Below are 17,679 nucleotides of genomic sequence, written 5' to 3' on the forward strand. Positions count from 1 at the left end.
TAAAAGGTGTCGTGTGGCTCATGTATTTTCAGGGTTGACCGCAAGTAATCGTTAAGATACTTCGAAATGGAATGGTTAACAATGTTAAGGCTTAATCATTTTAAAAAGTTTTAACATTTTCAATTTTAATATCATGGACGTTCTGCCCGACCTCTATAGCTTTTTTTAAACTGCTATCAAACTTAACGTTGCGGATTCTAACAGAATCCGCCCGGTTGGAGCCTCCAAATACTTTTACTCCAGGTCCGGTTTTTTGAAAATTTTTTAAGGTAACATGGTTTAAAATAACGTTTCGGGCCCGATATTGAATTGCAACAACAGGATTTTTCTTTAAATCGTAATCAGGATCACCGATTAAGGTGAAATGATTTATGACTACATTTTTATAAGCTGAAACCACTAAACCTCGCGGCGATGAATCTTTATATAAGTCAGTAAAAACAGGGGCAACGGAGACAATGTTTGTCGCTAGAATATTGTATGCCGATTTCGATTCCGGATCGGTGTTTTTGTGATGGCCAATATGGCGAAAATTATAAGAGCGGTTATCGTTGACAGAAATATGCCCGACAATTTGCACATTTGAGGCTGCCGAAGAATTTTGATGGGCCTTAATTTCGACACCACCAAAGCACCTTGCTGTAGAATTTTCTACAAGTAATACATTTTGTGAACCGTCATCAATTTCAAATCCATTCGAATTAGAAAAACCTTTCTGATGGGCACGCCCACTAGGGTCGCACATATGAGATCGTGAAATAAAAATATGATCGCTATGGTGTGTGGTAATTCCGTCATCACCAAAGCCGAAACCATTTAACCCATCGAGCCATACATATTTGCTCCCGCCGCGAGCACGGTATCCATCCCCGGCATAATTATACATGGTCGAGGAAATATCAAAACAATGGAGACCAGGATTGATGGCTTCCACATCTCTAACCCAACCATACGTTACATTGGCAAATGTTAAACAGCTTGAATGATTGCCGCCCGAACTGGTTTTCTCCACATTTCCAAGTCTCTCCACATTCCAGTCGAGACTTAAAGATCCGACAAAAATATAGTGATTGCCCTTCCAGTGGTTAGCGTTGGTGACAAGTCGGGTATCTTTTGTTGCTTCATCATGCAGCTTTATCTTGGTCACTCCTTTTCCAACCCCAATAAGCCATGTCCATGATGGTAGCTTAATTCCTTTTGTGATAAAAACTCCTTCTGGAACGACAACTTTTACTCGCCCTCTTCCTATCGCTCTTTTAAATGCAAGAGTACAGTCCGTTTTTCCATCCCCAATAGCACCGAAATCCAGTAAATAAACTTCACTGTTTATGTTTTTTTTCAGCAAACTGAACTCTTGATCAAGCTTTTCTTTCCAATCCGGAATGACGTTTCCGTTTGCATCAACTGAGATCATCGTTCGCTCTTGATAGTTTGCGGGCTTGGAAAAAACTCGCCAGAGAAGTTCTGCCATTTTTTTTGTGGAAGAAGGCGCTTGAGTGTGGGTGTTGGCGTATGTAGGGAAAGGAGGAATCTTATTCTCCTGACAAAGGTGGAAAAGCTGCTCGGTCTCTTCTAGTGCTTCACTAATTTGGAGTTGGCTTCCGGTTATTTTCTCCAATAGTTGACTGTTTGTTTTCGGATTTTGATTTTTTTCTAAATGGAACATCCTGCTCACTCCAATTATATTTGGTAAGGGCTAGTGTTTGTTTTATTTTAACATGTAGGGTTATTGGATGAAAATAAGATTGAAAAGAGGTAAAAGAGCACCAGTGGTAATATAACTTGGATTGGAGTGAGCTAAGATGAAGGAAGAGGGTGTGGTTACCCGTGCAGAACTGGAGTGACCAAACAGAGGAAAAAGCCATGCGAACGGTCACTAGACCAGAGTAGTAGCGACTAATGAGAGGGTAAAACGATGCGAACGGTCACTAGACCAGGGTAGTAGCGACCAATGAGAGGGTAAAACCATGCAAACGGTCACTAAACCCGGGTAGTAGTGACCGAAGAGAGTAAAGAAGCATGCGAACGGTCACTAGATCAAGGTATTAGAGTAGTGACCAATTGAGAGAAAAGAGAGTCGGACCGGTCACGAAACCAGGAGCCCCCCCAGAGAAAACAAAACTTACAAATAATAAGTATTAGTTCCCTTCCCCATTGCCCGATAGTTTTGTTTTAAAATTCTCCTAATCACCTTCTTGGACTCGACAACCGCACACCATTCATGAATAGCTTTGGAGGTAACTTTTTTATCCCTTTTGGCAAGAAGACTCCACCTGATTTGTGTTACGGGCGAAGCCCAACAATTCAGGTGTAGATGAATTGCCGTCAGCCGATAGGCTGAACTCTTTTTAGTTCAAAAAATTTTTGCCTTTCTTGAGAGCAAATGTTCGCATATTTATTTACCTAATGCTACGATTAATCGCAGATGGGAATAAGTTAAAAATCGATGATTCTAATCGTCCGGTTTGTTTACTTAATCCTTAATAAACTCTCCTAAGAATGGTGGTGAACACAATGGCTAGAAAGAAAGCAATTAAAGTGTTGCGCAAACAAAAGAAAACCGAACATATTCAACGGTTTACACAGAAACAAAATATTGGAAGTGGTGTCCTAACGTCTAAAGAATTCCGTTTGCTTCAACGTATGTCGCATAGTTCGAAAGCGTTGCGCAATGTTGGATTGTATACCATTAAACAAAGCTACTTAAACACCAATAAGATAGCGACTGTAAAAGAAATAGACACTGCCATTCAAGCGGATATGAACTATTGGGGCGTTCAATCTAACTCTGCTCAAGCTATTCGTAGAACGTTGTATGCGGAAGCGAAGAGCTTTTTCAAAGCATTAGAAAAGTGGAAGAAAAATCCCGAAAAATTCACGGGGCGTCCAAAGTTTCCGAAGTATTCTCGTGCTACTGAAAAACGTGTTATTGAAATCTACCAAGTTCCGAAAGTAGATAAGGAAGGCTATTGGTCAATTCCTATGAACGTCGAATTCAGAAAACGTTACGGTTCCATCAAAATTCGTATGCCGAAGAATTTGTTACACAAAAAAATCTCCTACATTGAAATCGTACCCAAGCAAAAAGGTCGGTTCTTTGAGGTGCATTATACGTATGAAATGCACGTTTCTCAAATGAAAAAACAACCAACGACAACGAATAATGCTTTGAGTTGCGATTTAGGTGTAGACCGATTATTGAGCTGTGCAACCAATAAGGGGGATACGTTTTTAATCGATGGAAAAAAATTAAAATCTATCAACCAATACTTTAATAAAATGATAAGTAATTTACAACAGAAAAACATCGAAAACGGTCTTTCCAAACGTGTTGTCACGAACCAATTGGCAGAACTCTGGAACAAACGTGAAAGCCAAATTAACGGATATTTCTCACAAGCCGTCGGCTTGCTGTTCCAAAAAATAAAAGAAGGTAAGATTGATACTGTTATAGTCGGCTATAACGCTGGTTGGAAACAAGAATGTGAGATGGGAAAAAAGAATAATCAAGCTTTTGTTCAAATCCCCTTCCATAAGCTGATTTCTGCCTTTGAGAATAAGTGTGTAAAAGAAGGTATTCGATTTTTAAAACAAGAAGAAAGCTATACATCAAAAGCAAGTTTCCTAGACAAAGATTTCATTCCTGTTTGGTCGAAAGACAATAAAACAACTTATCGCTTTAGTGGCAAACGGATAACTCGTGGTTTGTACCGAAGTAAAAATGGAAGATGTATTCAAGCCGACATCAACGGTGCCCTAAACATCTTGCGTAAATCAGAAGTAGTAGAATTGGACGATAATATGATACTCATAAATCCAATCTTATTGGAAGTACAAAAACGTAAAGTTGTTGCTTAGTGCATAACTTAGTGGGTGCGTCAACCATCCATGCGTACTCGACTTGTCGGGGCTTGTAGTACACGCCGGAACAATCTGAGTGGTGGCTTCTTCCGTAAGGAAGAACTGTTCTTTTCGAAAGGGTGGTGCAAGTGGGAAAACGATAGTTCGTCGCTAGTACCAACCAAAAACTTACTTGGGGTGTCACCGTAGGGTGGCATGAATTCTAGAGCGTCAAACTGTCTAGTAATAGACGAAAAGACCTAGAGTTTTAACTCAAACCCCCACTGAAATGCTTGACCTCAGTGGGGGTAGTTGACCAGGGAAAAGAAGCTTAAATTCCGCTATACTCCGCAAAACGGCTGATTCTACCCGTTCAGAGCATCCACATTTCTCACATATTAATTTCCTTTCACCGCTAGCAACCATAAATGAGTTACAAGACGATGAGATAATCCCTTTTTTTAGCTGATTATAGTCATATTTTGGCAAACGGGAATGAGGAGATACTTTTAGGTGCAAAGAGACCAGGTGATCCGCTAGTTTCTTATGCCTTTCATTAAGTGCAGATGGGGTCGTATTTAATTTGTTCAATAGGCGAGTTAGCTGTGTTGGGAAAATAATCGGTTGGTTTGAGGGGGCTTGATATAAGGTGAACGCCGGATTGATAAAGACAACCTGAGCCTCAATTGGGAAATTGTATCCTAGTTTTTGGAGTAATTGACGGAGCAAGGATTCAGTACGTTTTAATGGTCTAGTGGATTTTTAATTTCGGTGCCTAACATCGTGTAAAACCTGTCAGATTTATAATAAAAATCTACTTCATAATTTTTTACTTCAAAAAGGTAAATGGTTTCTTGTGAAATGATTAATGAATCTATTTGGAACAGAGAGTTGTTCACCTCAAACAACAAGTCATTTAAAATAATCATCTCACTTTGGAGATTTCCTAGTAATAAGTCAAACATAGCTTCCCCTTCAAATCCTTTTTTAAGGGTCAAAAATTGCTGTATATCCTTGGATGATAATTTCATTCGAGTGTTTAAATATCCTAGAATTAATAATTCAATTGGCACTGTGCGAGGCTTAAAAAGCATATTCCACATCCTTCCTTTTTATTAACTCTATATTTATTTTATAGAAAAGAAAGGACATGGATGAACTCAATCAATGAATATTGTGTTAAAATTCTGACAGTGTTTCCTTTCCATCACTTTTTCCGTCCATGACCTTTTAATCGTTCTAACATTTGTTCTTTATAGAAGGAAGAGGCTGGGGAATTAAGTGTTCTCCGCTTTTTCATTAAAGCCTCGAATCTAATTTCTTTTTCATTCTTTTGTCTTTTAAGAAGCTGTCTCTCATCATTATTTTCACAGTCATTAATCAGGTCATTAATGGTCATTAACTCTGCCCTTAATGCATCGTAATCGTCGATAACATTTGCGTTTTTCATCACTTTGTAGGCCATTCGAAGTTCTTCTGGAATATTTGATAAGTCTTCGAGCTTCAGTGGTTTTCCTTGACCCGGTAGGTTAGCAAAATCACCATCTTTTATCGCTTTGCGAATTTTATCTTCAGCAATAATTGAAAAAAAGTCCATAGTAAACCACTCCTTGCGTATTAGTATAGCGTTTTTCTTCACTTTTTACCTTTCACTATATTTTATTAGGAGCGCTAAACAGTTGTTTGGGTTTGCTTGTGTAACAAACTATTAAATTGTTTAAATGGACTTGAATAAGGATTAGTAGGATAATAATGTTAAAATCCGGGAAAGGAGCCCCATGATGTTTTATTTTGAAAAAATAACAACTGAAACATTATCAAATGTGTTAGAAATAATAAACTCCAATCCTGATTATAATCAGTTAGAAAATGGTCATCAATGTAGAACAGAAGACGAAATAAAAGAGGAATTTCTAAATATACAGTCTGATAGCTTTTTAATAAAAAATGATGGCGTTTATATCGCAGTCATTGATTTTCTTCATAAAAATCCTAAGGATGGATTTCCTTGGATTGGGTTACTAATGATTCATGGGAAATTCCGTTCAAAAGGGTACGGGACACGGATTTATCATACTTTTGAAGAAAAATTAAAAGCCCTAAAATATGATGCTGTAAGGCTAGGTGTGCTTCAAGACAACCTGTCAGCAAAAGAATTTTGGGCTCGGCAAGGATTTGAATATGTCTTAACCAAACCTTGGAAAAGCAACAAAGTGGACGTTTTGGAAAAACAGATAAATGGGTAATTAACCCTTTATGCGTACATCAAATATTCATGGGCAAGTCAGTAAGCGGGACCTCAAAACACGGGTGCTCTGGTCGTCTGATTCTGAAAAGTAATACTACATTTAAAACAAGAAAACGACTTGCATATATAAGCTAATGCTTATATACTTATAATAGGGTTTTAAAATACATATTTTTTCATTTAGGAGGTTAGATTTATGAACATAACCAAAAAGAAACGATTATCTTTTCTTGATCGTTACCTCACGCTATGGATATTTTTGGCGATGGCAGTGGGAATAGGAATTGGATGTGTTTCTCCAGGCTTAGTGAAGGGAATCAATCGTCTCCAGGTAGGAACGACTTCAATACCATTGGCGATTGGTTTGATTTTAATGATGTATCCGCCGTTAGCAAAGGTAAAATATGAGGAAATGGGTCGCGTATTTAAAAATATGAAGGTGTTAGGACTATCTCTTGTCCAAAACTGGATTGTTGGCCCCATATTGATGTTTGTGCTAGCCATTGTCTTTTTACCGGATAAACCAGAATATATGATAGGACTCATCATGATCGGACTGGCCAGGTGTATTGCCATGGTTATTGTCTGGAATGACCTTGCCAAAGGGGACGCTGAGTACGCAGCTGGATTGGTTGCGTTTAACTCCGTGTTCCAATTACTGTTCTTCTCTCTTTATGCCTATGTGTTCGTCACCGTTATCCCGCAATGGATTGGATTAGAAGGGGCAATCGTCAAAATCACAATGGGAGAAGTGGCAAAGTCAGTTTTTATCTATCTCGGAATTCCTTTCATCAGTGGGATGTTAACTCGATTGATCTTGGTAAAATCAAAAGGGAGAGAATGGTATCAAAAGGTATTTATTCCTAAAATCAGTCCAATCACCCTTATTGCCTTATTATTCACGATCATCGTTATGTTCTCGCTAAAAGGTGAGACAATCGTGACTTTACCTTTAGATGTTGTAAGAATTGCCATTCCATTATTGATTTATTTTGTGGTGATGTTCTTTATATCTTTCTTTATGGGGAAGAAGATTGGTGCAAACTATCCAGTGACAACGACGCTCGCTTTTACCGCGGGAAGCAATAATTTTGAGTTGGCGATTGCGGTTGCCGTTGGTGTATTTGGGATCCACTCGGGTGTGGCCTTTGCAGCGGTAATTGGTCCATTAGTAGAAGTCCCCGTAATGGTTGGCTTAGTAAACGTCGCTCTTTGGATGCAAAAGAAATACTTTAGTACTGCTGTAGAATAATATGGGGGTGTTCCATCTTGGATGTTAAAATGACACCTGATATGCAAAATGTCGCGCAAATCCTTAAATTACTTGGTGATAAAACCCGTCTCACGATGGTTAAGTTACTAGAAACGAATGACTGTTGCGTATGCGAATTTGTAGGGATTTTTAATATGAGTCAACCAGCGGTCAGTCAGCATTTACGTAAATTAAGGGATGCTGGTTTGGTAAGGGAAAGCCGAAGGGGCCAATGGATTTTCTATTCAATGAATAAAGAAAATGAATATTATCCGTTTGTCAAAAGTTTATTAGACCATTTACCAAAACAAGACGAATTATTAATCCAATTAGAATCAGATGGTTTGCGCATTTCGTGCGAATAGACCAAGTTAAATCAAAGGAGTAGAAATATGGCTAAAAAAACAATCTATTTTTTGTGTACTGGAAATTCATGTCGAAGCCAAATGGCTGATGGCTGGGCAAAAAAATATTTAGTTGATGAGTGGGAAGTCCGTAGTGCAGGGATTGAAGCACATGGGGTAAATCCTAATGCTGTTAAAGCAATGAAGGAAGTCGGGATTGATATTTCTAATCATACATCGGATATGATCGACCCTGAAATCTTAAATAATGCTGATTTAGTTGTGACTCTTTGCGGAGACGCTGCAGATAAGTGTCCGATGACCCCACCACAGGTGAAGCGTGAACATTGGGGCTTTGATGACCCTGCAAAAGCAAAGGGAACCGACGACGAAAAATGGGCGTTCTTCCAACGGGTACGTGATGAAATCGGAGAACGGATAAAATGCTTCTCGGAAACTGGAGAGTAATGTATTAGCCAAGAGAAATTCTTGGCTATCCTTTCGATTCGTATATAAGAGAATGCTTATTAATGGAGGTCTTAATATGACAAAAGTCGAAATTTTTGATCCGGCGATGTGTTGTTCAACAGGAGTATGTGGTCCTAGTGTGGATCCAGAGTTAGCAAGGGTGGCAGCTGCTATATATTCATTAGGGAAAAAGGGTTTTGATATTAAACGGTACCAATTAACAAATGACCCTGATAAATTTGCAGAAAACAAGGAAATAAATCGTGTTTTTATTGAAAAAGGACCTAATGCTTTACCGGTGGTTTTGGTTAATGATCAAGTTGTAAAAGAAGGAAGTTATCCATCTAACGAAGAATTTGCTGAATGGTTTGAAGTGAGTTTGGAAGAGTTAACTGAAAAACCAAAAGCTCGACTTTCTATCAATTTAAAACAATTGTAATAAATTTGGAAGAAGGAAAAAGCATGTATCCAGCATTCAGACCAAATCATATGCACACTCAATTTTTATTTTTAACAGGAAAAGGTGGGGTAGGGAAAACCTCAACAGCTTGTGCGCTAGCTGTGGCATTAGCGGATAGCGGGAAAAAAGTATTATTGATAAGTACTGACCCTGCCTCCAATTTAGAAGATGTGTTTGGAATCGAATTAACCAGCGCACCAAAAGCCGTTCCAGCGGTTGAAAATTTATTTGCTAGTAACATTGACCCTGAAGCTGCTGCAAAAGCTTATCGTGAAAGTGTTGTCGGTCCGTATCGAGAGAAATTTCCTGAAGCAGTAGTGACTACAATGGAAGAACAGCTATCAGGGGCATGTACAGTAGAAATTGCAGCCTTTGACGAATTTACCAATTTTCTTACAAATATTGAAATCGTAAATCTATATGACCACATTATTTTTGATACAGCCCCAACAGGCCATACATTACGGCTTTTGCAGCTTCCCACTGCTTGGGATGGATTTTTAGAAGAAAGTACACTCGGTGCATCGTGTTTGGGCCCTTTATCGGGACTGGCAGATAAAAAAGATTTATATTCAAAGGCCGTATCGGCTCTTTCTGACCCAACTAAAACGACATTAATGTTGGTAACGCGACCTGATGTCTCATCTCTCTTTGAAGCAGACCGAGCTTCAAAAGAGCTAAAAGAAATTGGAATCAAAAACAAAATGCTGATCATAAACGGTCTTCTTCAGAACCACGTTGAACAAGATGAAGTGTCATCAGCATTTTATCATCGGCAAAGACAGGCATTAAAGCAGATATCAAAAAATTTAACGGAGAGCACTATTTACTCGCTACCATACCTTGCCTATTCATTAACAGGAGTAGAAAATCTTCGCAATCTTTTTAAACCAAACGAATTTCCAAAAAAAGAAAATCACATGGGGAGTAAATTCGTTCAACTTCCTGGATTAAAAGCTGTGGTTGATGACTCTTCAGCAAGTCATACAAAGCTAATCTTCACGATGGGCAAAGGCGGTGTTGGAAAAACAACGGTTGCAGCAGCCATTGCCGTGGGTCTAGTTGAAAAAGGGCATCGGGTCCATTTGACCACAACCGATCCTGCGGCTCACCTAGAATATCAATTTCAAAGTGAGCATCTGAATCAAAATTTAACGATTAGTAGCATTAATCCGAAAGTAGAAGTTGAAAAATATAAAGCAACCGTATTATCCAATGCGAGTAAGGACTTGGATGAAGCAGGTCTTGCATACTTGCAAGAAGATTTAGAGTCACCGTGTACAGAAGAAATTGCCGTTTTTCAAGCCTTTGCGGAAGTAGTAGCCAGATCAATTAATGAAATTGTCGTTATAGATACGGCACCGACAGGACACACCTTACTATTATTAGATGCTTCTCAGTCATATAGCAAAGAGATTGAAAGGTCAACTGGAGACGTGCCAGAAAGTGCAAAAATGCTACTGCCACAAATTCGGAATCCAAAAGAAACAGCCGTTGTTATTGTCACACTTGCGGAAGCGACCCCTGTTTTAGAGTCATCCAGATTACAAGATGATTTAAGAAGAGCTAATATTAGTCCAAAATGGTGGGTGATCAATCAGAGTTTATCTACCACAACGACAAACGATCCTATTTTAAAAGGAAAAGCTATTTCGGAAACTAAATGGATCAATGAAGTAAAGGAAAACCTAGCTGAGGAATGTGCGCTTATTCCTTGGTTGCATGAAGAAAAAATTGGTTATGACAAGCTAAAGGATTACTTATTTTAAGGCTTAAATGGATGCAAAAAAATAAAGGAGGAGCAATAGATGAAAATTACAGATGAAGCTAAACAACTGTTAGAAAGCTTTTTAAAAGAAAAAGGGGCTGACGGAATTCGTCTTTATACGGTTGGAGGCTGCTGTGGGCCACAATTTGCCATATCTCTAGATCCACCACAGGAATCGGATAGAATGGAAACGATTAATGGAATTAAAGTAGCATTTGATGCACAAATCACGACAACTGAGGAATTAACTCTAGACAAAGAAGAAAATCAAGAAGGCACAGGATTGGTTTTATTAGGTGCTAGTAGCTGTTGCTAAAAGGAAATGGCTCAGTCGCTAGGACTGAGCCATTTTTGAACATATTGGGATATTATCTCCTTTGGTTTATTCCTTTATAGCCTCTATTAGAAAAGAAGCGACGAAATCTTCAATATTTTTATCAGGGGACCATGTTTTTATGATCTCTCTGCTGTTATCTTTTTGTGCCATTTGAATATCCTTGAATCCCGCGTTACACAGCATATTTTTAATGTCTTCAACATATTCAGCACCACCAACACAGCCTGTAATCAATCTCAGATCCTGTTTTATGTTTTGCGGGATGGGTGCTGTTGCGACAACATCAGATATTGATAACCTGCCACCCGGCTTAAGAACTCTGAAGGCTTCTTTAAATACTTGGGCTTTATCTAGAGAAAGGTTAATGACACAATTGGATATGATCACATTCACTGACGCATCAGCAACGGGTATATGTTCGATTTCTCCCAATCTGAATTCAACATTGGAATATCCACTTTTCTCCGCATTTTTTCTTGCCAACTTAATCATATCGGGGGTCATATCAACCCCAATTACATACCCAGTTTCACCTACCTGCCTCCTTGCAAGGAAACAATCAAATCCGCCTCCACTTCCAAGATCGAGAACGACTTCTCCTTCTTTAATAGCTGCGATGGCGATAGGATTTCCACATCCTAATCCCATATTGGATTCAAGCGGTATATTTAATAGATCATCTGCTTTATAACCTAATTTAATTGAGGTCTCACTAATATCAAAGGGAGTCTCTTCACAACTACAACCACTACTGCAACAGCCTTGGTCTGATCCTTTCAATGCAACCTCTGCATAGTTTTTTCGAATAAATTCTCTAATTTCTTCTTTGTCTTTCATAAAATAACCCTCCATCTACTTTTGGTGATTATTTGTGATTTACAAGTATTTTATTAAGAATATCCCGGTTTATTTTGGTGGGCAACAATAACTTTCTGATTTTCTCATTGCCTCATCTAAAAGCTGCATCGATCGAATAACAGTTTCTCGCTCGAAATCACTAAAGGGAGATAAAATGTCGTTAAGATACTTATTCATTTCTTGATTTATATTTTGCTCGGTCTGGGTTCCTTTAGGCGTGAGTGATAGAAGGTTTACGCGATTATCATTAGGATGAGGTGTCTTTTTGACCAAATCCCTTTCAACAAGGGTCTTGACTTGACGGCTAAAGGTTGTGATATCTAAACCCAAAGCTCCAGCAATATCCTGCATTGACGGCTTGTTCTGTCTAGAGATCTCGTATAATATGTGGCCTTGAATGAGACTAATATCATCCCCACAGCAGTCTTCACAGCAACGTTCATTCAGGAAGCCAAATCTTCTAACAATCATTTGGAGCAAACTTCTTAAGTTGTTATTTTCCAATTTAATCACCTCACAATTATTTATATAATAATTATTTGCAAATTGCAAGTTTTTAAATTTTCAAAATGCAAATAGTTTGATAAAATAAATTTAGGGAATTAAATTTAAGGAGAGATTACAGTGAAATCGAATCTAAAAACAAGGTTAGCCACAAAAGAGGACTTGGAATCCATTCTTGAAATTTATAACCAAGGAATTGAGGATAGGATTGCTACATTAGAAGAAACTCCAAAAGACTTAGATTATATGCAAAATTGGTTCGAGAAAGATCATAATCAGCGTTTTGCAGTTTTGGTTGCTGAGCAATCTGGGAAAATTGTGGGTTGGACATCTTTAAACCGATATTCCAATCGATGTGCCTACGATGGCGTGGCGGATTTGTCTATTTATATTAAAAGGAAAAATCGGGGAACGGGAATTGGTTCGTTATTATTGAGAGATATTGAGCTCCTTGCAATGGAGAATAAATTTAATAAAATTGTCCTATTTACCCTCCCATTTAACGAATTAGGGCAGGGGCTTTATAGAAAAAATGGTTATCGAGAAGTGGGGTTATTGAAGAATCAGGGGAAGTTAGATGGTCGTTTTGTCGATGTGATGGTCATGGAAAAGGTTTTTTAAAATTTTTGACTTCCTAGTTGAACAGTCTAATTGGCTGCTCATAACAAAGCGAGTTGACTTGAAAAAGTGGTAGGGTGCTAATATATTAGAAGGAACCTCTATCGTTAGAAGTTCCTTTTGTGTATTTCTTATCTTTTTATTGGTCGTTCCAAAGTTAATATTTCATCTTCAAGTGAAGCAAATTGCTGATCAATAACATTTTTTGCATCTAAAACTGCAGCATTATAGAAATGTGGAGCAAGGGACTTCTTCACGAAATCTAATACCGTTTCAGCCGCAAATTCAGATATTTCTTCATCTCTTTCTTGTGAAAAGAAATACTGAATGTCAGATATCATTAATTGTTGTTGCTCTTTAGTAAGTTTTATGAACAAATTAGACCACTCCTAAAAAATTTCATTACTGTAACTATACAATGGTATTTTGAAATAGAACAGGCATTATTTTTTTCGAGAAATTGGAATTGAATTAGTACTACTAGTGTGATGGAAAATGGTAAAATAAAAAAATCTAGAGGAAAGAGGGCAGCAGGAAATGGATAAAGTAGAGGTAATAGCTCGCAGAATACTAGGCTGGAAAATGAATAGCTGGGATAAATGGTTTGATTATGAAAAAGGTATTTTCATCCGTAATTTTCAACCTGAGCAAAAACTTGACCATGCAATGCTTATCGTTGAAAAATTAGAAAAGCTAGGATTTACATATACAAAAAAAGGGGCTTACGAGGTGTGCTTTAATGACGAAGGCGCCACTGGTGAAACCTTACCACAAGCAATCGTGAATGCAGCCTATTCAATCGCTGACAATAGTTCAATCGCTGATGAATGGCTGTAGTGACCGAAAATAGACAAAAATACCTGAACGGTCACTAAACTTGAAGTAGTGACCGAAGATGGGAAAAAAATACCTGAACGGTCACTAAACTAGTGAAGTAGTGACCGAAGAGAGGGAAAAAGAACTCAGTCGGTCACTAAACCAGTTAAGTAGTGACCAAAGATGGGAAAAAAATACCCGAGCGGTCACTAAACCGGTGAAGTAGTGACCGAAGATGGGAAAAGAATACCCGAGCGGTCACTAAACCGGTGAAGTAGTGACCAAAGAGAGGGGAAAAGGACTCAGACGGTCACTAAACCAGTTAAGTAGTTACCAAAGAGAGAAAAAAAGGACCCAGGCGGTCACTAAAAATAGGGCAGTAGCGACCGAAAGACAATGTGACAGCTCCCTTAGTCATTAAAGTGCGGGTAATATCAGATAGGTAGGACAAAGTGACAGGTTGACTATTCCATGTTGTTTACTTATTTTGACTTTTTAGTGCCTTTAGTGCTTTTTTTTCTAGTCCATTTTCTCCCGCAAATTCTACATCTGCTTTTGGTAGAGCATTTTTATTATTCTTAAATTGATTATTCTTATTTTTAGCCATTTTCTCACCACCATTGCAGGCTGATATAGTTATTCCTTAAATGATGCCAACACAATATAAGGATTACGGTGCGGAAATTTTTTATGTTTTTTTCGATTGGCACCCACTATTTTAGTTTGCTTTCTTTTTTGGAGGCTATGCTATTTGATTTTCTTCTTGAACGAAATATTTATTAGAAATCATGCAAACGGTCTATCAAGGTTATTATATGATGGATTATAAATCGATTGGAAAAACAAGGTTGTCTCTAATCAAATCATTAGCTATTCAACAATTTCGATTTTGCAACACATGCATCAACTGCTTTAATGACTGACGACCGGAACCCATTTTCTTCAAGGCTTGCAATCGCCTCAATTGTCGCTCCACCTGGTGAGCAAACCTGATCTTTTAGCTCTCCTGGATGAATACCAGTTTCCAATACCATTTTTGCGGCGCCCAATATTGCCTGAGATGCAAAAATATAAGCCTGTTTCCTTGGCATTCCTTGTTTGACTGCTCCATCAGCAAGAGCTTCAATGAACATATAGGCATAGGCAGGAGAAGCGCCGCTGACCCCACTAACGACATCCATAAGGTTTTCTTCTATAAATTCAACTTCACCGAAGCATTCGAAAATCGCTTTTAGTTCCTGTTTTTCATCAGCTGAAATTAAATCATTGACACACAGTGCTGACATTGCCTCACCCACAAGAGCCGGGGTATTAGGCATAGATCTAGCTATTTTGATTTTGCGCCCAAATCGCTGTTCATTTTGAGCGATGGTCTGCCCAGCAGCAATCATAATAATGATGGTTTGTTCGTGAATGCTTTCTCTTATTTGTTCAATAACTGATTCATACATATCGGGAGTAACTGAAAGGAAAATGATGTTACAGTTCTGAGCCACCTCACGATTGTCCTCTTTAATTTGAATGCCATAAGCCTGTTTCATTTCCTCAAGATTAGATAAAGAACGGTTTGAAGCATAAATATTGTCTGGACTTGTATGTCCCGATTTCACAATCCCGCCGATCATTGCTTTGGCCATGCTTCCGCAACCAATAAAACCAATTTTTCTGTTCATAAAACAATTCCTTTCTAAGATGTTTTTCATAAATGAACTGATTATAACATGCGAATCAATGCAGCCCTAATAAGAGAACTAACTTTGGAGACGGCTTTTTATATTTTTTTAAAAATTAAAATATTCGGTTGATTAAATTAGGAATAAATAATATGATATAAAAAAACAAAACACATAAAAATACTCGGTATTAAAAACGTTAAAATTAGGTATTCAAAAAACTCAACAGTCATACATTCTTTAATAGTAGAGCTAATACCCATTTTTTCACTAACAATAGTCGGGTTAAAAACATTATTTATTGAGCTGATTGGTCGACCAAAAGCTCCTGAACGCTAAGCGTACAGGAGCTTTTGGTTTTTATATTAGAGAAAAGGAGATGGGGATTTGAACATAGATAATATTGAGGCATTTATGTATGTAGTGCATTTTAACAATATTCATAAGGCCGCAGACGCTTTGTTTTTGTCACAACCAACTGTTACGGCGAGAATAAAGACGCTTGAGCGTGAACTTGATTCTGAATTATTTGTGCGACAGGGAAGAGGACTTATTTTAAATGAAAAAGGGAAAGAGTTTTTTCCATATGCAGAACAGATTATCCGAACCCTTCAACTGGGAAAAAAGCAATTGAAAAAAGCACCAATAAATGAAGAAATAACGATAGGTGCAAATATGATTACTTCACAATATTTTATTCCATTTGCCTTACCTTTATGGAAAAAAGCACATCCTGATTTGCGATTTAAATTTATTGCTGCACCAAACGATATGCTCGTTGACAAACTGCTTCAAAAGCAAGTGGACCTGGCATTTTTAAAGGATGTGGAACATAACCGTCTCCAAAAACACGAGGTACTTGATAACTCGGTTCGATTAGTTGTCTATCCTGGACATTCATTTCAATTTCAGACAGATATCACAGCACAGCAATTAGCAGTGGAGCCAATGGTATTTTTTGAATGTGGTGCATTTGACTGGAATAGGGTTCGCAAAATTTTTGAAGTGAGTCATATAGAGCCACGCATTGAGTTTCAGGTAGATCATCTTGAAGTGGCTAAGGCGCTAATACTAAGCAGAAGCGGTATCGGATTTTTACCACATTTATGCGTAAAAAAAGAGATAGAACAGGGCAAATTGATTGAAATAGATGTGTCACACTTAATCAAGCTCAAACAATCTATCTATCTAATACATGGAAATAATGGCTCGGAACTACCTTTGCTTTGGGAGGATATTCTACATTCAGTTCAGGAATTTGAAAAAAATCATCAACTATCACTTCTACATACTGATTGATTAAACTTTCCTATGAATACAATAAATCTTTCTATCAGCGAAAGGATTGTCATAGAAGGGTTTTAGGTGATAGGATAAGTCTCAACCAAATCCCAATAAAACATATTATTCATACCTGCAAAATTGGAATAAAAAAGGAGGAATTAAGATGAGTTACAAGCTTGGTATTTTAGATCAAAGCCCCATTTTTCCTGAGACTTCTGCATATTCTGCGTTACAACAAACCATTAATCTAGCAAAAAATGCAGAAGATTGGGGGTACTCACGATTTTGGGTATCAGAACATCATCACGCTGAACAGTTGGCTGGGGCATCACCTGAAGTATTGGTATCCTACCTGCTAGCACAAACAAAATCGATTCGAGTTGGATCAGGCGGAGTCTTGCTTCAGCATTATAGCCCATATAAAGTGGCCGAAAATTTCCATGTGTTATCCAATCTGGCGCCTGGAAGGGTTGATTTGGGTATTGGAAAAGCTCCAGGCGGACTTCCATTGTCAACAAGAGCACTTCAGTATGGAACAGTAAATGATGGAAAAGATTTCGAGGAACGGTTCTCATTGCTGCAAAAATTAATTGAAAATTCCGTAGATGACTCTCACCCGCTTGCTGGTATTCAAGCAACACCTCTACCATCTGAAAAACCAGAAACGATCTTACTGGGTGCAAGTTCTGCAAGTGCGAAGTTAGCTGCTGATTATAAAACACCGTTTGTATTCGGTATCTTTTTTAATAACGATCTGAACGAGTTGGAAGAAGCGGCGCAGGTGTATCATAGTCGCTTTCCTGAAGGCCGTTTTATCTTAGGCGTTGCCGGATTTGCTGCCCCTACACAGCACGAAGCAGAACTACTTTCAAGTGATTATAACAAAATTGTGAAGGTACACTTGCAAAGTGGTCGGACATTGAAGGTTCAAACACGTGAACAAGCAGAATTGTTTGGCAATCAATCTGGAGAGAAGTACGAAATTGAAGAGCAGGATTCCAAAATTATTGCGGGAACTCCTTCCTATGTTAATGGCGTTTTAGATGATCTCCACAAAAAATATGGTGTAGATGAGTTTATTTTGCATACTCCAATTCTAAAAGAAGAAGAGCGATTACGGTCCTTTAAATTGTTGAGTCCAATTAAAGTGACCATTTAAGGAAAACCGAGCCTACGATTCTTTCAATCTATTAATGAATCCTTATTGCT

20 protein-coding genes are annotated in these 17,679 nt (G+C 38.1%); 12 read left to right on the forward strand and 8 right to left on the reverse strand.

Going from position 1 to position 17,679, the window contains the following annotated elements:
- Positions 1-100 precede the first annotated feature (100 nt).
- Entirely contained in the window at positions 101-1,666 is a 1,566-nt protein-coding gene (locus tag B1NLA3E_RS09150) for a glycosyl hydrolase family 28-related protein (protein ID WP_015593561.1), read from the reverse strand.
- A gap of 848 nt (positions 1,667-2,514) precedes the next feature.
- Between B1NLA3E_RS09150 and B1NLA3E_RS09155 the strand changes: the two genes are divergently transcribed.
- Positions 2,515-3,858 carry an RNA-guided endonuclease TnpB family protein gene (locus B1NLA3E_RS09155; RefSeq protein WP_015593562.1) on the forward strand — a complete coding sequence of 448 codons (1,344 nt, stop codon included), beginning with the start codon at positions 2,515-2,517 and terminating at the stop codon, positions 3,856-3,858.
- A 725-nt stretch (positions 3,859-4,583) separates the two neighbouring features.
- Here the strand turns inward: B1NLA3E_RS09155 and B1NLA3E_RS23250 are convergent.
- The gene (locus B1NLA3E_RS23250; RefSeq protein ID WP_015593563.1) at positions 4,584-4,934 is read right to left on the reverse strand and encodes a nuclease-related domain-containing protein; all 351 of its coding nucleotides are present in this window, start codon (positions 4,932-4,934) and stop codon (positions 4,584-4,586) included.
- Between the two features lie 113 nt (positions 4,935-5,047).
- Positions 5,048-5,437, reverse strand: a complete 390-nt coding sequence (locus B1NLA3E_RS09165; protein ID WP_041580414.1) for a J-domain-containing protein — start codon at positions 5,435-5,437, stop codon at positions 5,048-5,050.
- A 181-nt stretch (positions 5,438-5,618) separates the two neighbouring features.
- Between B1NLA3E_RS09165 and B1NLA3E_RS09170 the strand changes: the two genes are divergently transcribed.
- The 7 genes from B1NLA3E_RS09170 (at position 5,619) to B1NLA3E_RS09200 (ending at position 10,696) form a co-directional block, all read left to right on the forward strand.
- Positions 5,619-6,086, forward strand: a complete 468-nt coding sequence (locus B1NLA3E_RS09170) for a GNAT family N-acetyltransferase (protein WP_015593565.1) — start codon at positions 5,619-5,621, stop codon at positions 6,084-6,086.
- A 198-nt stretch (positions 6,087-6,284) separates the two neighbouring features.
- On the forward strand, positions 6,285-7,340 hold the full coding sequence (arsB, locus tag B1NLA3E_RS09175) for an ACR3 family arsenite efflux transporter (RefSeq protein ID WP_015593566.1): 1,056 nt from the start codon (positions 6,285-6,287) through the stop codon (positions 7,338-7,340).
- 29 nt (positions 7,341-7,369) lie between these two features.
- Positions 7,370-7,705, forward strand: coding sequence for an ArsR/SmtB family transcription factor (locus B1NLA3E_RS09180; protein WP_041580992.1), 336 nt, complete (start codon positions 7,370-7,372; stop codon positions 7,703-7,705).
- A gap of 27 nt (positions 7,706-7,732) precedes the next feature.
- A complete protein-coding gene (gene arsC, locus B1NLA3E_RS09185) occupies positions 7,733-8,152 on the forward strand; it encodes an arsenate reductase (thioredoxin) (RefSeq protein WP_015593568.1) in 420 nt (139 codons plus the stop codon).
- Positions 8,153-8,228: 76 nt separating this feature from the next.
- The gene (gene arsD, locus B1NLA3E_RS09190) at positions 8,229-8,591 is read left to right on the forward strand and encodes an arsenite efflux transporter metallochaperone ArsD (RefSeq protein ID WP_015593569.1); all 363 of its coding nucleotides are present in this window, start codon (positions 8,229-8,231) and stop codon (positions 8,589-8,591) included.
- A 23-nt stretch (positions 8,592-8,614) separates the two neighbouring features.
- Positions 8,615-10,381, forward strand: coding sequence for an arsenical pump-driving ATPase (arsA, locus tag B1NLA3E_RS09195; RefSeq protein ID WP_041580416.1), 1,767 nt, complete (start codon positions 8,615-8,617; stop codon positions 10,379-10,381).
- Between the two features lie 39 nt (positions 10,382-10,420).
- Positions 10,421-10,696, forward strand: a complete 276-nt coding sequence (locus B1NLA3E_RS09200) for an adhesin (protein ID WP_015593571.1) — start codon at positions 10,421-10,423, stop codon at positions 10,694-10,696.
- Positions 10,697-10,762: 66 nt separating this feature from the next.
- Here the strand turns inward: B1NLA3E_RS09200 and B1NLA3E_RS09205 are convergent, their stop codons facing one another.
- Complete coding sequence (locus B1NLA3E_RS09205) at positions 10,763-11,554, reverse strand: arsenite methyltransferase (protein WP_015593572.1); 792 nt, start codon at positions 11,552-11,554, stop codon at positions 10,763-10,765.
- Positions 11,555-11,623: 69 nt separating this feature from the next.
- Positions 11,624-12,079: a MarR family winged helix-turn-helix transcriptional regulator gene (locus B1NLA3E_RS09210; protein WP_015593573.1), complete on the reverse strand. Its 456-nt coding sequence runs from the start codon at positions 12,077-12,079 to the stop codon at positions 11,624-11,626.
- 120 nt (positions 12,080-12,199) lie between these two features.
- Here B1NLA3E_RS09210 and B1NLA3E_RS09215 point away from each other — a divergent pair, with 120 nt between their 5' ends.
- Entirely contained in the window at positions 12,200-12,700 is a 501-nt protein-coding gene (locus tag B1NLA3E_RS09215) for an arsinothricin resistance N-acetyltransferase ArsN1 family A (RefSeq protein WP_015593574.1), read from the forward strand.
- A 128-nt stretch (positions 12,701-12,828) separates the two neighbouring features.
- Here B1NLA3E_RS09215 and B1NLA3E_RS09220 read toward each other — a convergent pair whose 3' ends face one another.
- Complete coding sequence (locus B1NLA3E_RS09220) at positions 12,829-13,074, reverse strand: DUF2164 domain-containing protein (RefSeq protein WP_015593575.1); 246 nt, start codon at positions 13,072-13,074, stop codon at positions 12,829-12,831.
- A gap of 160 nt (positions 13,075-13,234) precedes the next feature.
- Here B1NLA3E_RS09220 and B1NLA3E_RS09225 point away from each other — a divergent pair, with 160 nt between their 5' ends.
- Positions 13,235-13,534 carry a BC1872 family protein gene (locus B1NLA3E_RS09225; RefSeq protein ID WP_015593576.1) on the forward strand — a complete coding sequence of 100 codons (300 nt, stop codon included), beginning with the start codon at positions 13,235-13,237 and terminating at the stop codon, positions 13,532-13,534.
- Between the two features lie 457 nt (positions 13,535-13,991).
- Here B1NLA3E_RS09225 and B1NLA3E_RS25800 read toward each other — a convergent pair whose 3' ends face one another.
- Both B1NLA3E_RS25800 and proC read right to left on the reverse strand, forming a co-directional pair.
- Positions 13,992-14,120: a hypothetical protein gene (locus B1NLA3E_RS25800; RefSeq protein ID WP_268870661.1), complete on the reverse strand. Its 129-nt coding sequence runs from the start codon at positions 14,118-14,120 to the stop codon at positions 13,992-13,994.
- 259 nt (positions 14,121-14,379) lie between these two features.
- Positions 14,380-15,186, reverse strand: coding sequence for a pyrroline-5-carboxylate reductase (gene proC / locus B1NLA3E_RS09230; RefSeq protein ID WP_015593577.1), 807 nt, complete (start codon positions 15,184-15,186; stop codon positions 14,380-14,382).
- Positions 15,187-15,573: 387 nt separating this feature from the next.
- On the opposite strand from proC, the gene B1NLA3E_RS09235 reads away from it, so the two are divergent.
- Positions 15,574-16,485 carry a LysR family transcriptional regulator gene (locus tag B1NLA3E_RS09235; RefSeq protein WP_015593578.1) on the forward strand — a complete coding sequence of 304 codons (912 nt, stop codon included), beginning with the start codon at positions 15,574-15,576 and terminating at the stop codon, positions 16,483-16,485.
- Positions 16,486-16,633: 148 nt separating this feature from the next.
- Positions 16,634-17,629 (forward strand): MsnO8 family LLM class oxidoreductase, encoded by a 996-nt coding sequence (locus B1NLA3E_RS09240; protein ID WP_015593579.1) that lies wholly within the window; start codon positions 16,634-16,636, stop codon positions 17,627-17,629.
- Positions 17,630-17,679 lie beyond the last annotated feature (50 nt).

The organism is Bacillus sp. 1NLA3E, assembly GCF_000242895.2.
Classification (GTDB): domain Bacteria; phylum Bacillota; class Bacilli; order Bacillales; family Cytobacillaceae; genus Bacillus_BU.

Bases quoted from the DNA above. Each gene is read 5' to 3' on its own strand.
- B1NLA3E_RS09150 (WP_015593561.1), bottom strand. From the start codon at position 1,666: ATGTTCCATTTAGAAAAAAATCAAAATCCGAAAACAAACAGTCAACTA.
- B1NLA3E_RS09155 (WP_015593562.1), top strand. From the start codon at position 2,515: ATGGCTAGAAAGAAAGCAATTAAAGTGTTGCGCAAACAAAAGAAAACC.
- B1NLA3E_RS23250 (WP_015593563.1), bottom strand. From the start codon at position 4,934: ATGCTTTTTAAGCCTCGCACAGTGCCAATTGAATTATTAATTCTAGGA.
- B1NLA3E_RS09165 (WP_041580414.1), bottom strand. From the start codon at position 5,437: ATGGACTTTTTTTCAATTATTGCTGAAGATAAAATTCGCAAAGCGATA.
- B1NLA3E_RS09170 (WP_015593565.1), top strand. From the start codon at position 5,619: ATGATGTTTTATTTTGAAAAAATAACAACTGAAACATTATCAAATGTG.
- arsB (WP_015593566.1), top strand. From the start codon at position 6,285: ATGAACATAACCAAAAAGAAACGATTATCTTTTCTTGATCGTTACCTC.
- B1NLA3E_RS09180 (WP_041580992.1), top strand. From the start codon at position 7,370: ATGACACCTGATATGCAAAATGTCGCGCAAATCCTTAAATTACTTGGT.
- arsC (WP_015593568.1), top strand. From the start codon at position 7,733: ATGGCTAAAAAAACAATCTATTTTTTGTGTACTGGAAATTCATGTCGA.
- arsD (WP_015593569.1), top strand. From the start codon at position 8,229: ATGACAAAAGTCGAAATTTTTGATCCGGCGATGTGTTGTTCAACAGGA.
- arsA (WP_041580416.1), top strand. From the start codon at position 8,615: ATGTATCCAGCATTCAGACCAAATCATATGCACACTCAATTTTTATTT.
- B1NLA3E_RS09200 (WP_015593571.1), top strand. From the start codon at position 10,421: ATGAAAATTACAGATGAAGCTAAACAACTGTTAGAAAGCTTTTTAAAA.
- B1NLA3E_RS09205 (WP_015593572.1), bottom strand. From the start codon at position 11,554: ATGAAAGACAAAGAAGAAATTAGAGAATTTATTCGAAAAAACTATGCA.
- B1NLA3E_RS09225 (WP_015593576.1), top strand. From the start codon at position 13,235: ATGGATAAAGTAGAGGTAATAGCTCGCAGAATACTAGGCTGGAAAATG.
- B1NLA3E_RS25800 (WP_268870661.1), bottom strand. From the start codon at position 14,120: ATGGCTAAAAATAAGAATAATCAATTTAAGAATAATAAAAATGCTCTA.
- proC (WP_015593577.1), bottom strand. From the start codon at position 15,186: ATGAACAGAAAAATTGGTTTTATTGGTTGCGGAAGCATGGCCAAAGCA.
- B1NLA3E_RS09240 (WP_015593579.1), top strand. From the start codon at position 16,634: ATGAGTTACAAGCTTGGTATTTTAGATCAAAGCCCCATTTTTCCTGAG.